This window comes from Phyllobacterium sp. NPDC097923 (assembly GCF_044760925.1).
GTDB classification, from domain to species: Bacteria; Pseudomonadota; Alphaproteobacteria; order Rhizobiales; family Rhizobiaceae; genus Phyllobacterium; species Phyllobacterium calauticae.
The window spans coordinates 200,275-212,995 of sequence record NZ_JBIWBL010000006.1; the positions used below are offsets into that span (position 1 = coordinate 200,275).

Consider the following 12,721-nt stretch of genomic DNA (forward strand, 5'->3'; position numbering starts at 1 on the left):
CCATGAACGCGCGACGGAAAATCACGGCATCCTCGAAGGCTGCTGCATTCTTGCTGGCAATGTCCCTGCTGCCATCGGCCACCATGGCGCAGGATGCGGCCCCCAAGGATGAAACCGGGCAGGAAATCGGCCGCTATTGCACCAACATCACCGACAAGGCGGCCGATGCGCGCTATGCCATGCAGACGCGCGAACTGGAGCAGCTGCGGGCGGATATCGACAGCCGCATCCAGGAGCTGGAGGCCAAGCGCAAGGAATATGAGGTCTGGCTGAAACGGCGTGACGAGTTCATCGACAAGGCCGAGGATTCGCTGGTGGGCATCATTTCCAAGATGCGGCCGGATGCGGCTGCGGCCCAGATGGCGCTGATGGGCGACGAGCCGGCAGCCGCGCTGCTGCTGAAGCTTAATCCCCGCGTCTCCAGCGTTATCCTGAATGAAATGCCCGCGGAAAAATCCTCGCGTCTAGCCCGTGTGATTGTCGGATCCCGTGTGGTCACCAACAAAGAAAGAACCGCGCAATGAAGAAAGCGGCATCCCTGCTTGCCATCGCCAGTGCCGTTGCCCTTTCGGGATGCGCCGACAATTTTCGTGATCTGAACCGCACACCACAGATGTCGCCGGTGGGCGCGGGTGTCGGGCAAAGCTTCAGCGTCTCGGATCCGTCCTATTATCCATCCCAGCCGCAGCCGAAACGCTATTCGCTCTGGCAGGACCGCGCCGCCGGGTTCTTCCGCGATCCGCGCGCCACCAATCCGGGCGACGTTTTGACCGTCAACATTCTGATCGACGAAAAGGCGACGTTCGACAACAAGAACAGCCGTTCGCGCGTCGCCTCATCCGATGTCGGCGGCAAGGCGGATATCAGCGGCAGCGGCTTCTCCGCCGGCAATATCGGCGGCAATCTCGATCTGAAATCCGATAGCCGCACCAAGGGCGAGGGCAAGATCGAGCGATCGGAAAAGATCGTGCTGAGGGTTGCGGCCATCGTCACCAATATTCTGCCCAACGGCAATCTGGTCATCCGCGGCTCGCAGGAAGTGCGCGTCAACTATGAACTGCGCGTGCTGAATGTCGCCGGCGTCGTACGGCCGCGTGACATTTCCGGCGACAATGTCATTTCCTACGAGAAGATCGCCGAGGCGCGCATTTCCTATGGCGGCCGCGGGCGCCAGAGCGAAACGCAGCAGCCCGCATGGGGTCAGCAGATCCTCGATCAAGTATCGCCGATCTGACCGATATGAGCACGCTCGCCGAAGACACGACACCCGCCCCGAAAGCACCATCCAGCGTGGCGGTCATTGCCGCGGTGGCGGTCCTCACGCTCGTCGCTGCGGCGGGCGGCTGGTTTCTTGGAACACAGCTCGGCCTGAGCGTGCCTGCCGGTCAGGCCGCCGGGGCGGGCGAGAAGACGCGTCCCGCCGGTACCGACCTGCCATCCGGCAATGTCGTGGCGCTCAAACCGATCCTGACCAACGTGAAAATCCCGCAGGATGTCTGGATCAGGCTGGAAGCGGGCATCGTGGCCAAGCCCGGCGAGAAAATATCCGATGAAATGGCGGCAACTGTTGCCGGTGACTTCATGGCCTTCCTGCGCACCGTCAATCTCATGCAGCTGCGCGGGGCGGCGGGGCTGGAATATCTGCGCATGGATCTGCAGGAGAGGGCGCGGATGCGCTCCGAGGGCAAGATCGAGAAAGTGTACATCTGGGCATTGGTGATGGAATGAAACGGCGTCTTCTGACACCCCTGCTGCTGCTTGTACTCGGCGGAACCGCCATGGCCCAGACGCCCTCGCTCCTGGACGGGCTGATCCCGCAGGGCAGCGCGTCGACCAGTGGCCAGATCATCCAGATGCTGGCGGTGCTGACGGTGCTTTCCATCGCGCCGGGCATCCTGATCATGGCGACGAGTTTTACCCGCTTCGCCATTGCCTTCTCCATGCTGCGCTCGGGCCTCGGCCTGCAGACAACGCCGGCCAATCTCGTGATGATCAGCCTTGCACTGTTCATGACCTTTTATGTCATGGCGCCGGTGTTCGACCGGGCGTGGCAGAATGGCGTGCAGCCGCTGGTGAACAACCAGATCACCCAGGATGTGGCGATCCGCGAGATCATGTCGCCGTTCCGTGAATTCATGCTGCGGCAGGTGCGCGACAAGGATTTGCGGCTGTTCGAGGATCTGGCGGACGAATCCTTCCGCACCAAGGCCAACGAGGCCATTGATATGCGTATCCTCGTGCCCGCCTTCATGATTTCCGAGCTGCGCCGCGGTTTCGAGATCGGCTTTCTCATTGTCCTGCCATTCCTGGTCATCGACCTGATCGTCGCGACGCTCACCATGTCCATGGGCATGATGATGCTGCCGCCGACCGTGCTGTCGCTGCCGTTCAAGATCCTGTTCTTCGTGCTGATCGACGGCTGGAATATTCTGGTCGGCAGTTTGATACGATCGTTTTCGTAACCATGATGAAAATTAATCCTGGCCGTTATTGAAACCGTAACAATTCTGGCGTACTCCTGCTCGTCATAACAGGTGACCGCTTCGGTTACAGGCATCATGCCGCTCTGTTAGGTCGGTTCTGATCCGACATGTCCCCATCACATGTATCTTTTATAGGGGCTTTTTCCATGGCCAGCATTCTTACCAACGCGTCAGCAATGACCGCGCTTCAGACACTTACTGCAACCGGCAAAAACCTTGCCACCACTCAGAACCGCATTGCAACGGGCCTGAAGATCTCCGAAGCTTCCGACAACGCCGCTTACTGGTCGATCGCCACGACAATGCGTTCGGACAATGGTGCCAACTCGGTTATCCAGGACGCTCTCGGTCTCGGCAGCTCCAAGATCGATACTGCCTATTCCGCAATGAACAAGGCCATTGATTCGGTAAACACCATCAAGAACCTGGTTCTGGCTTCCAAGAATGCCAGCGCTGAAGACCGCGCCAAGAACCAGCTGCTGATCAACTCGGCTATCGGCGCCCTGAAGGAAAACGCAGGCGCTTCCTACGCCGGTTCCAACCTGCTCACCACTGACCAGGCTGTCGACGCTGCTCCTGCAACGGCAAACTTCAGCACGATCGCTTCCTACAGCCGCAGCTCGACCGGCGTCGTAACGACCGGCTCGATCGACGTTGCGCTTGCCAATACCCGTCTTATCGACACGGGCGGCACCGCTGCAACGAAGACCGGCATTCTCGACAAGCAGTTTGCTGTTACCAACGCAGCAGCCACACCTGTCACAACGCAGACCTCGATCCTGACGATCGACGTTTCCGCTGCTACCGTCGACAACACGGCGATTGACGGCATGCTGACCGGTATCGAAGCTGCTGCCAAGGGCCTGGCTTCCGGTGCTTCGCAGCTCGGTGCTGCCAAGACCCGTATCGACAGCCAGAAGTCGTTCATCAGCGCGCTTTCGGATGCCGTTGATCGTGGTATCGGCACGCTGGTCGACGCTGACATGAACAAGGAATCGGCTCGTCTGTCGGCTCTGCAGGTTCAGCAGCAGCTCGGCGTTCAGGCGCTGTCGATTGCCAATGCAAGCAACCAGACCATCCAGCAGCTGTTCCGCTAAGGATGACGATCCCTCGGGATCGGTACTGAATTGGGCCACGCCTCGTGCGTGGCCTTTTTCTTTTCCACTTCGCAGCACGCTCTAACTTCGCGCAAGCTTCGGCCTCTATGGTCGGACGACGCAAGCGTGGTGGGCATTGATGGAAAAGAATATCAGACAGTCTCTGGAGCAGTTTCTGGGTGCCATGAAAAAGCTTGGCGCGCGGCGGCTCATCGGGCTCGCCCTCGTCGGCGTCACCCTGTTCGCCACCATTCTTGTCTCCAGCATTTATCTCAACCGCCCGCAATATGAGACGCTGTATGTCGGCCTCAGTCGCGACGACGTCAACCGCATGGGCATGGCTCTCGGCGAGGCCGGCATTCCGTTCGACGTGAAGGCCGACGGCACGTCCGTGCTCGTCCCGTTCGGCAAGGCGGACCAGGCCCGCATGTATCTGGCCGAGAAGGGACTGCCGACCAGCAACAACGCCGGTTACGAGCTCTTCGACAATATGGGCTCGCTGGGCCTTACCTCGTTCATGCAGGAAATCACCCGGGTGCGTGCGCTCGAAGGCGAAATTTCCCGGACAATCCAGGCGATCCGCGGCATCAAGGCCGCCCGCGTGCATATCGTTCTGCCGGAAAAGGGCAGTTTCCGCCGCGGCGATCAGGCACCCTCCGCTTCCGTGGTGATCCGCACCGAGGGCGGGTTTTCGATGGAGTCGGCGCAGTCGATCCGCCAGCTTGTCGCAGCCGCCGTGCCGCAGCTGACTGCCTCCGAAGTCACCGTGCTCGATACGAACGGGCGGCTCCTGGCATCCAAGGATGATGGCTCGAATGCCGGTGCCGTCATGTCGGCGACGCTGGAACAGAATGTTTCGGCCTCGGTCGATGACAACATCCGCAAGGCGCTGGCACCCTATCTCGGCATCGGCCATTTCCAGACAAGCGTCCAGGTGGCGCTCGACACGGACAAGCGCCAGACCAACGAAACCGTGTTCGATCCGGAATCAAAGGTTGAGCGGTCCGTGCGTGTCGTGCGCGAAAGCGGCGATTCGAAGAACTCGAAGAGCGACAACGCGACCGGTGTGGAACAGAACATCCCGCAGGAAGAAATCCAGAGCAAAAACGGCGACAGCTCGACCGAAAAGACCGACAAGCGCGAAGAGCTGACCAATTACGAGGTCAATTCCAAGACGATCTCGACGGTCAGCGACAGCTATCAGATCAAGCGCCTGTCCATCGCCGTCGTCATCGACCAGGCGCGGTTGCTGGCAACCGCAGGCGTCACGCCGGTTCCGGACAAATTCGTCGAACAGCAGATCGCCAAGATCACCCAACTGGTGGCAACCGCGGCCGGCCTCGACCAGAAGCGTGGGGACGTCATCAACGTGACCGCGCTGAACTTCATGGAAGCAACCGACGATCAGCTGCAGCCGACCGCCACGCCGCTGTCGGAGACGATATCGCGGCAGGCGGGCAGCTTCGTCAACGCCGCTGCACTGATCGTTGCCGTGGGTCTGATCCTGTGGTTCGGCGTTCGCCCGCTGATGCGCGAAATCACCAAGCCGCAGGATGCGCTGCAACTGGCGGCCGGTACGGACGTGGCCGTTCCCGATTTCACTGCCGCGTCGCGGCCGCAGCCGGCGCTGGCCGCCAATGCCGACCAGAGCCTGCCCTATGACGACCTGAGCGAGCTGCGGCGGCGCATGCGCGTTCCCGCACAGAACCGGCTGGAACAGATGATCGATATGGATGAAGAGCGCGTGGCGGCGATCCTGAAGCAATGGGTTCACGAGGCAGCTTGATATGGCCCGATCGATTGCCAACATGCTCACCGACTTCACGCCGAAACATGTGCCCGATGACCGGGTGACGGTTTTTGCCGCCGCGACGCGTGAGCGCGTTGAAACATTGGCGGACGATGCGGTTCCCGAAGATGTTGTCGATCTCATCGATATCGAGCTGAAGATCAAGGAAACCTTCGAGCTCGGCCGCGGCGAGGGGCAGGCGGAGGCTTCCGTGCTCTTCGATGCGGAAAAACTGCGGCTGGAGCGGGATTTTCAGGAACAGCTGGCGGCGGCGGAAGCGGATTTCATGGATCGGATCGGAACCCGCCTGTACGAACAGGTGGAAGCGGGCCTGGCGGTCATATCGGCGGGACTGTCGAGCAGTCTTGCAACCGTTCTTTCCCCTTTGGTTGAAAAGAATCTGCGTGAGCGCGCTGTTACCGGCTTTGTCGGGGAAATCGAACGGCTGACACAGGGCCTGGAGGGCGTGATGATCGACATTTCCGGGCCGCCGCACCTTATCGAGGCTTTGCGCAATCGCCCGGGGATTGATCTCATGCGCTTCACGTTCACCCGGTCCGATCAACCGGAACTGTCGATGAAACTCGACGACGTGGTTGTCGAAACGCGGCTTGGTCACCTGATTGATGCGGTGAAGGATACGACCCGATGAATATCGACCCGGAAACCCGCCGCGAAATCGTCATTGTCCGGCGTGGCCGCAATGACGGCGAAGACGGCCACCATGGCGGCGTCTGGAAAATCGCCTATGCGGATTTCATGACCGCGATGATGGCCTTCTTCCTGGTCATGTGGCTCATCAATGCCGCCAATGAGGAAACCAAGGCGGCCGTTGCCAGCTATTTCAATCCGGTCAAGCTGATGGACCGGCAGGCGCGGCCAAAGGGCATTGAAGCCACGGACAATCAGGAAGGCAAGGTTCGCTTCGAACGCCCCAATTCGACCGATGCGGAAACCAAGAGCGCGCGCAACGAAAAGGAACTGCAGGCCAAGCCGGAGACGGAAGAGCGGCAGATGTTCAAGGACCCCTATGCGGTGCTTGCGGAAATCGCCACGGATTCCGGTGTGTTGCAGAACCGGTCAGCCAAGGGTGACGGCGGGTCCAACAATGCCGGCCCATCCACGGGCGCGCAGGGCGGTGACGCCTATCGCGATCCCTTCAATCCCAATTATTGGTCGACCCATGTGGAGGATGATCTCTTTCCGCTGACCGACAGTCCCGCCGTGCCGCCGCCCTCGCAGGAGCAGCTGGAAAAGCGGGCTGCGGGCGTGGAAGACAAGGCCGGTGCGCAGGCGCAGACGGCCGATGCAAAGCCGATGGATACGGCCAATGCCGCGCAGCAGGCGAACCAGCAGAAGCTGGAAAAGACCGCGGCCAAGCCCGCCGACGCCAGCGTAACCGTTGATCCGGCAAAGGGCGACAAGCAGCCGGATTCGGCGCAGCTTGCTTCGGCGCGCGAGCTTGCCTCGGAAATTTCCAAGAAGACCGGCACTGCCGCCGATGAAAAGGCGCCTGACATCACCGTGGTGCCCACCGACGAGGGTGTCTTGATCCAGCTGACCGACAAGGTCGACTACGGCATGTTCGCCATCGGATCGGCAAAGCCGGACAAGCGGGTGGTGCAGGTTCTCGAGCAGATCGCCAAGATCATCGCGACGCGCAAGGGCGACGTCATCATCAGCGGCCACACCGACGCGCGCCCCTTCAAGAGCGATACTTATGACAACTGGCGGTTGTCGTCGGCGCGCGCGCACATGGCCTATTACATGCTGACGCGCGGCGGCCTCGATGCCAAGCGCATCCTGCGCGTGGAAGGCTATGCCGACCGCGATCCCAAGGTGCCGGCCGATCCCTACGCGGCTCAGAACCGGCGTATCGACATCTTTTTGAAAACGGCCAAGAGATGATGTGGGGCTCCCGTCTGCGATGGCTGCTGATCGGTTTTGTGAGCCTGCCTCTTGGCATGGCCCGGGCCGACATGCTGTCGCCGGAACCCTATCTGCTGGTGCGCTCCATGCGCATGCTGCAGGATCAGGTGGCCTCCGGCAAGCCGGAAGCCCTGCCCATGCTCAACCGGGTGCTGGGCCATATTGCAACGCAGCTCCAGGCGGCCAATCCGGATGTCTGGCAAAAGCCGGCCAACGCCTATGCTATTGTCATCTATCTCCTGAATGGCGGCAATCCGCAGGTCGTTCGCACCATCCTCACCACGACGAAACTGGAGGGCATCAGTCCCAAGCTGGTCGCCGGTTCGCTGGCCTATGCTGATGGCAACCCGCTTGGCATTGTTGAAAACTTCAGCGAGGAGCTGCCGCCGGATGTGCCGAGCGAACTGATCGCTTCCATCTCGCTGGTGACCGCAGCACAGCTCGCCGCCATCGATGTCCCGACAGCGCTGAAGCGCCTGGATTACATCCGTTTGACGGCGCCGGGAACCCTGCTGGAAGAGGCTGCCCTGCGGCGCGGCCTGATGATGGCTGCCAATCTGGGCGACAAGGACAAGGTCAGGCTGCTGGCCCGCAATTATCTGCAGCGCTTTGCCCTTTCACCCTATTCGGAGGACTTCTTTCGCCAGCTGGTCGATGCGGTCATGGTCCTCAAGGCCAAGATCAGCAATGACGAGATCGAGGAAATGGCGTCGCTGGCCTGGACCGGTGCCCGCATGCCCTTTTACCTGCGCATAGCCCGCGGTGCGATCGTCGGCGGCGACATGCAGCGCGCCCGCTTCATGTCGGAAAAAGCTGAAGCGCTGGCCCAGTCGCTCAAGGCGGATGACACGCAGGCACGGCTCTATCTCGGGATCAGCAATGTCGGTACGGAGAAGACCGACGATGCGATGAAAATGCTCTCGGAATTGCCGCGCGACCGCCTGCATGAACGCGATGTCAAACTGCTGGAAGCAGCGGCGGCGATGGGGGGCAAAATCCTTGAGCAGCCATCCGCGGATGTTGCGGAAACACCGCAGCGATCCGTTGTGAGAGCCGGCGCCGCACCAACGGACGCCAAGGCAAAGACCGGTGCACCCAAACCGGCCATCGCGGTTGATCCGATAATCGATGAAACACGCAAGAAGCTTGACGCAATCGATGCACTTCTAGGGAAGGCCAGGAAATGACCATCGGACCGGATATGCCGCTCAGATCACTCAAGGACGCCATTGTCGGGGAGACAGGCAAGGGAAACCGCCTGCCCGACAGGAAAGCGGCCAAGGGCAAGGACGACGCGGTTGACTTCAAGTCCATGCTGGAGGCGAAGCCGCTCCGCCTGCCGTCAGAGGCGGGCGACGGGATCGCGCCGGATGACGTCGCCGCGATGGATGACGAGCCGGAGGTTGAAGCGGACGATGAGCCGGCAAGCACGGGCCCGTCCGTGCAGGCGATGTTCGGCCAGTCCATCCTCGCGCTGGAACAGCTGCTTGACCGGCAGGCATCGGCCGCTGGCGGTCAGCCGGGACGTGAGAACAAGCCGCTGCGGGCACTGGACGCCCATGCCCTGACCGACGGGGAAACGGCGCTCGATACCGGCGAAAATGGTCAGGACGAACCGCCTGCGCCTGCGTCTCTGGCCGACAGGAAATCCGTTGCGGACGGCGCTGACAAGCCGGCTGTAAAGACCGCTGCCAATCCTGATACCAAGGCTCAGCCGGACAAGGCCGATGGCCCGCAGCCGCAGCCTGCCGAAGCAGCGGTGGCCGATGCGCCCAAGGCCCGCGTCAGTGCAAAGCAGGCTCCCGAACAGGTCCCGCCGCCCGCCGTCAACGCCCCGGCTCCGGTTGCCCAGCCGGCCCCCGCCGCCGATCCGCGCGTTACCCTGGCAACGCTTGCCGAGGCGGCGCCAGCAGCGCCGCAGAGCCGCCCCGCTATCGCGGATGTCCAGATCATCTCGGATCACAGCACCAGTGCGGCACGAACGCTGGTGATCCAGTTGCAGCCGGTCGAACTCGGTACGGTCACGGCTCGCCTGCGTCTGACCGGCGAAGGCATGCATATCCAGCTCATGGCGGAAAGCAGGGCGGCAGCCGAGCACCTCGCGCGCGACCACGAAGCCCTTGGCAAGGCCCTGCAGCGTGCCGGTGTTGCCGATGACGCATCCGCCGTCACCATTTCCGTGATCGATCGCAGTGGAGCCGTGGCAAGCACGCAACCCGGCCAGCAGGCCATGACCGGCCAGGACCAGCCGGCCGGGGGCCGGGGACAGGCCAACACCGGCTCGCAGGGAACGCAGGGCGACCGCTCGTCCGGGCAGCAGCATTTTGGAGACAGCAGACCCGATGAAAGCGATGACAAGACTGCCAAAGCCATGGCTGATCGCACTGTGTCTCGCGGTCTGGTCGTGTAGCAGTCTGCTGACCGCGCACGCTGCGCGTGCCGACAATCTCTGTGAGCGCGAAATGCACCGGGCGTCGAGCAAGTACGACATCCCGATCGGCATTCTCTACGCGGTTGGGCTGACCGAAACCGGGCGCAAGGACTCGCTGCAGCCCTACGCCATGAACATCGAAGGCAAAGCGGTTTTCATGCCGTCAGCCGCGGCGGCCGTGATGAAATTCAACGAAGCGCATGGCCAGGGAGCCAAGCTCATCGACCTCGGTTGCATGCAGATCAATCACTATTTCCATGCCAGCGCCTTTCCCTCCGTGGGGGCAATGCTGGACCCGGCAACCAATGTCGATTACGCCGCGCGCTTTCTCAAACAGCTCCGGGCACGCGAAGGCAACTGGACCATGGCCGTGGCGCGCTACCATGCGGGTCCCAACAACAATCCGGCACAGAAGCAGTATGTGTGCCGGGTCATGGAAAACATGGTGGCTTCGGGCTTCGGAAACTGGACGCAAAAGGCGCGAATGTTCTGCGATAAGTGAGGGCGTTAATGATCGGTAATAAAACGTGAATTTGTTGACGTGGTCATCTTTCGTTAAGGTATGACCGGTAGACATTCAGCCATGCGAGTCGCATCGCGTTTCCCTCCCGTTTTCCCCTCGGACTCCCCATTTCAGACTCCCAATTAATTGCGGTCAATTAGTTGGGGATTGTCGGCGAGTCATCGACCCCGCTAGGTGTGTGTTGTGTGGGGTTTATACTGATTCGGAAGGTGGGGCCGTGATTGTAGTCGTCGACGAACGAAGTCTGGTGACGAGTGGGTATTCGGCGTGGTTCGCCCGCGAGGGCATTACAACAACAGGGTTCGCTCCCGATGATTTCGGTGACTGGGTTTCGACCGTCCAGCAGAGCGACATTATGGCGGTTGAGGCGTTTCTGATAGGGGAATGTGCGAACCGCAGCCAGTTTCCCCACAAGATTCGTGAACGCTGCTCGGCGCCGGTCATTGCGGTCAACGAAACGCAGTCGCTCGAACACACGCTTGAACTCTTCCAGGCCGGTGTTGACGATGTGGTCCGCAAGCCGATGCATGTGCGGGAAATTCTCGCCCGCATCAACGCGATCCGCCGGCGCTATGGCAACGGCGATACGGGCACGCAGGTCGGTCCGATCCGCGTCTTCTCCGACGGCCGTGATCCGCAGGTCAACGGGGTCGAGTTTTCGCTGCCGCGGCGTGAGCGCCGTATCCTGGAATATCTGATCGCCAACCGCGGACGGCGCCTGAACAAGGCGCAGATATTCAGCGCGATCTACGGCATTTTCGACAGTGAGGTCGAGGAAAGCGTGGTCGAGAGCCACATCAGCAAGCTGCGCAAGAAACTGCGCGAGCAGCTCGGCCACGATCCGATCGATTCCAAGCGGTTCCTCGGTTACTGCATCAATCTCGATTGAGCCTCCACCGCTCCGCCGCCGGCGGGGCGTTCAGCAAGTTCTCGAAACATTCAAGGCGTCAGGTTCACGCAAGCATCGTCAGGTTACGATTCTCAACGGAATCATCGCGCAAGGAGACGGAAATGAGCCTCTATGGAATGATGCGGACGGGTGTATCGGGCATGAACGCCCAGGCAAATCGCCTGTCGACCGTGTCCGACAACATCGCCAATTCCAGCACCACCGGTTACAAGCGCGCCAGCACCCAGTTTGCCTCGCTGGTTCTGCCAAGCTCGGGCGGCTCCTACAATTCCGGCGGCGTCGAAACGGTTGTGCGTCACCATATTTCCGACGATGGTTCGCTCCGCTTCACCACCTCGTCGACGGACCTTGCGCTCAAGGGCAACGGATTCTTCGTGGTCAATGACAGCAGCGGCACGCCATACCTGACACGCGCCGGTTCGTTCGTGCCGGATGCGCAGGGCAATCTGGTCAATGCGGCCGGCTACTATCTCATGGGCAATCCGATCGTGAACGGCCAGACCAATTCGGTCATCAACGGCTACCAGGGGCTTGAGAAGATCAACGTCAAGCAGAACGATCTTGTCGCCGATCCAAGCCGCAAGGGGACGTTCACGGCCAACCTGCCGGCGGGTTCCGCCGTTGTCGCTGCCGCCGACCTTCCGTCCAATGCGGCCGCCAATGCCGCCGGGACGGCAAAATACACCGCCAAGACATCGCTTCAGAGTTTTGACAATCTCGGCAATCTGGTGGTTCTCGATGTTTACTTCACCAAGACGGGTGAAGATCCGGTCACCAAGAATGCCACGTGGGAGGCCACGGTTTACAACAAGGCCGATGCGGCGGCCAGCGGCGGCTTCCCCTATTCAAAAGCGCCCCTGGCCAGCGAAACCTTCAATTTCGATGGCGCAACCGGCAAGATGACGTCGGCCGACAAATCCCTTTCGGTGCAGATCCCCAATGGTCAGATGCTCGAGATCGACATGTCGGCCACCAAACAGCTGGCAGGCGATTATACGCCGATCGAGGCGAAGATCGACGGCAGCACGCCGAGCCCGATCGAGAATGTCGATATCGCGGCGGACGGCACCGTCGTTGCCCGCTATAAGAACGGCGCGCAGCGCGCCATCTACCAGATCGCGCTGGCTGACGTTCCCAGCCCCGACAATCTGCTTGTTCTGTCCGGCAATGTGTTTGCGACCAGCGCCAATTCCGGCGATGTGCAGTTCGGCCGGCCCGGCAAGGGCAGCTTCGGAACACTGACATCCGGCGCGCTGGAAGAATCCAACGCGGATATCGCGCAGGAACTGACTGAGATGATTGAGGCGCAGAGAAGCTACACGGCCAATTCCAAGGTCTTCCAGACCGGTGCGGATTTGATGGACGTGCTGGTCAATCTGAAGAGGTAGCATCGCAAATGTTGATTGGACCTAAGGCATGTCACTAAGCTTGGCGCTCCTTACCGCTCAGAGTGCTCTGACGACAACGTCGAAACAGACAGCGTTGGTATCCCGCAATCTTGCGGGTGCCAACGATCCCAATTTTACGCGCCGCATCGGCTCCGTCGTCAGCGGCCCCAA

Annotated in this window: 13 protein-coding genes; all 13 read left to right on the plus strand. The window is 60.9% G+C overall.

What is annotated here, in order from left to right; genetic code table 11:
• Positions 1-83 precede the first annotated feature (83 nt).
• The 13 genes from ACIQWS_RS22760 to ACIQWS_RS22820 all read left to right on the plus strand — a co-directional run bounded on the left by ACIQWS_RS22760 (position 84) and on the right by ACIQWS_RS22820 (position 12,550).
• On the plus strand, positions 84-524 hold the full coding sequence (locus ACIQWS_RS22760) for a MotE family protein (protein WP_346307966.1): 441 nt from the start codon (positions 84-86) through the stop codon (positions 522-524).
• The gene (gene flgH / locus ACIQWS_RS22765; RefSeq protein ID WP_403184549.1) at positions 521-1,234 is read left to right on the plus strand and encodes a flagellar basal body L-ring protein FlgH; all 714 of its coding nucleotides are present in this window, start codon (positions 521-523) and stop codon (positions 1,232-1,234) included. The genes ACIQWS_RS22760 and flgH overlap by 4 nt, the downstream gene beginning before the upstream one ends.
• 5 nt (positions 1,235-1,239) lie before the next feature.
• Complete coding sequence (locus tag ACIQWS_RS22770; protein WP_288193890.1) at positions 1,240-1,728, plus strand: flagellar basal body-associated FliL family protein; 489 nt, start codon at positions 1,240-1,242, stop codon at positions 1,726-1,728.
• On the plus strand, positions 1,725-2,462 hold the full coding sequence (gene fliP / locus ACIQWS_RS22775; protein ID WP_346307959.1) for a flagellar type III secretion system pore protein FliP: 738 nt from the start codon (positions 1,725-1,727) through the stop codon (positions 2,460-2,462). Before ACIQWS_RS22770 ends, fliP begins: the two co-directional genes overlap by 4 nt.
• Positions 2,463-2,629: 167 nt before the next feature.
• The gene (locus ACIQWS_RS22780) at positions 2,630-3,580 is read left to right on the plus strand and encodes a flagellin (RefSeq protein WP_403184552.1); all 951 of its coding nucleotides are present in this window, start codon (positions 2,630-2,632) and stop codon (positions 3,578-3,580) included.
• Positions 3,581-3,719: 139 nt separating this feature from the next.
• Complete coding sequence (gene fliF / locus ACIQWS_RS22785) at positions 3,720-5,366, plus strand: flagellar basal-body MS-ring/collar protein FliF (protein ID WP_403184554.1); 1,647 nt, start codon at positions 3,720-3,722, stop codon at positions 5,364-5,366.
• A 1-nt stretch (position 5,367) separates the two neighbouring features.
• Positions 5,368-6,021, plus strand: a complete 654-nt coding sequence (locus ACIQWS_RS22790) for a hypothetical protein (RefSeq protein ID WP_403184556.1) — start codon at positions 5,368-5,370, stop codon at positions 6,019-6,021.
• Positions 6,018-7,277, plus strand: a complete 1,260-nt coding sequence (locus tag ACIQWS_RS22795) for a MotB family protein (RefSeq protein WP_346307136.1) — start codon at positions 6,018-6,020, stop codon at positions 7,275-7,277. The genes ACIQWS_RS22790 and ACIQWS_RS22795 overlap by 4 nt, the downstream gene beginning before the upstream one ends.
• 38 nt (positions 7,278-7,315) lie before the next feature.
• Positions 7,316-8,485 (plus strand): chemotaxis protein MotC, encoded by a 1,170-nt coding sequence (locus ACIQWS_RS22800; protein WP_403184558.1) that lies wholly within the window; start codon positions 7,316-7,318, stop codon positions 8,483-8,485.
• Positions 8,482-9,708, plus strand: a complete 1,227-nt coding sequence (locus ACIQWS_RS22805) for a flagellar hook-length control protein FliK (RefSeq protein WP_403184560.1) — start codon at positions 8,482-8,484, stop codon at positions 9,706-9,708. The genes ACIQWS_RS22800 and ACIQWS_RS22805 overlap by 4 nt, the downstream gene beginning before the upstream one ends.
• 52 nt (positions 9,709-9,760) lie before the next feature.
• Positions 9,761-10,231: a transglycosylase SLT domain-containing protein gene (locus ACIQWS_RS22810; RefSeq protein WP_223615515.1), complete on the plus strand. Its 471-nt coding sequence runs from the start codon at positions 9,761-9,763 to the stop codon at positions 10,229-10,231.
• A 238-nt stretch (positions 10,232-10,469) separates the two neighbouring features.
• Positions 10,470-11,141, plus strand: coding sequence for a flagellar transcriptional regulator FtcR (gene ftcR, locus ACIQWS_RS22815; RefSeq protein WP_105735195.1), 672 nt, complete (start codon positions 10,470-10,472; stop codon positions 11,139-11,141).
• Positions 11,142-11,263: 122 nt separating this feature from the next.
• On the plus strand, positions 11,264-12,550 hold the full coding sequence (locus ACIQWS_RS22820) for a flagellar hook protein FlgE (RefSeq protein WP_403184563.1): 1,287 nt from the start codon (positions 11,264-11,266) through the stop codon (positions 12,548-12,550).
• Positions 12,551-12,721 lie beyond the last annotated feature (171 nt).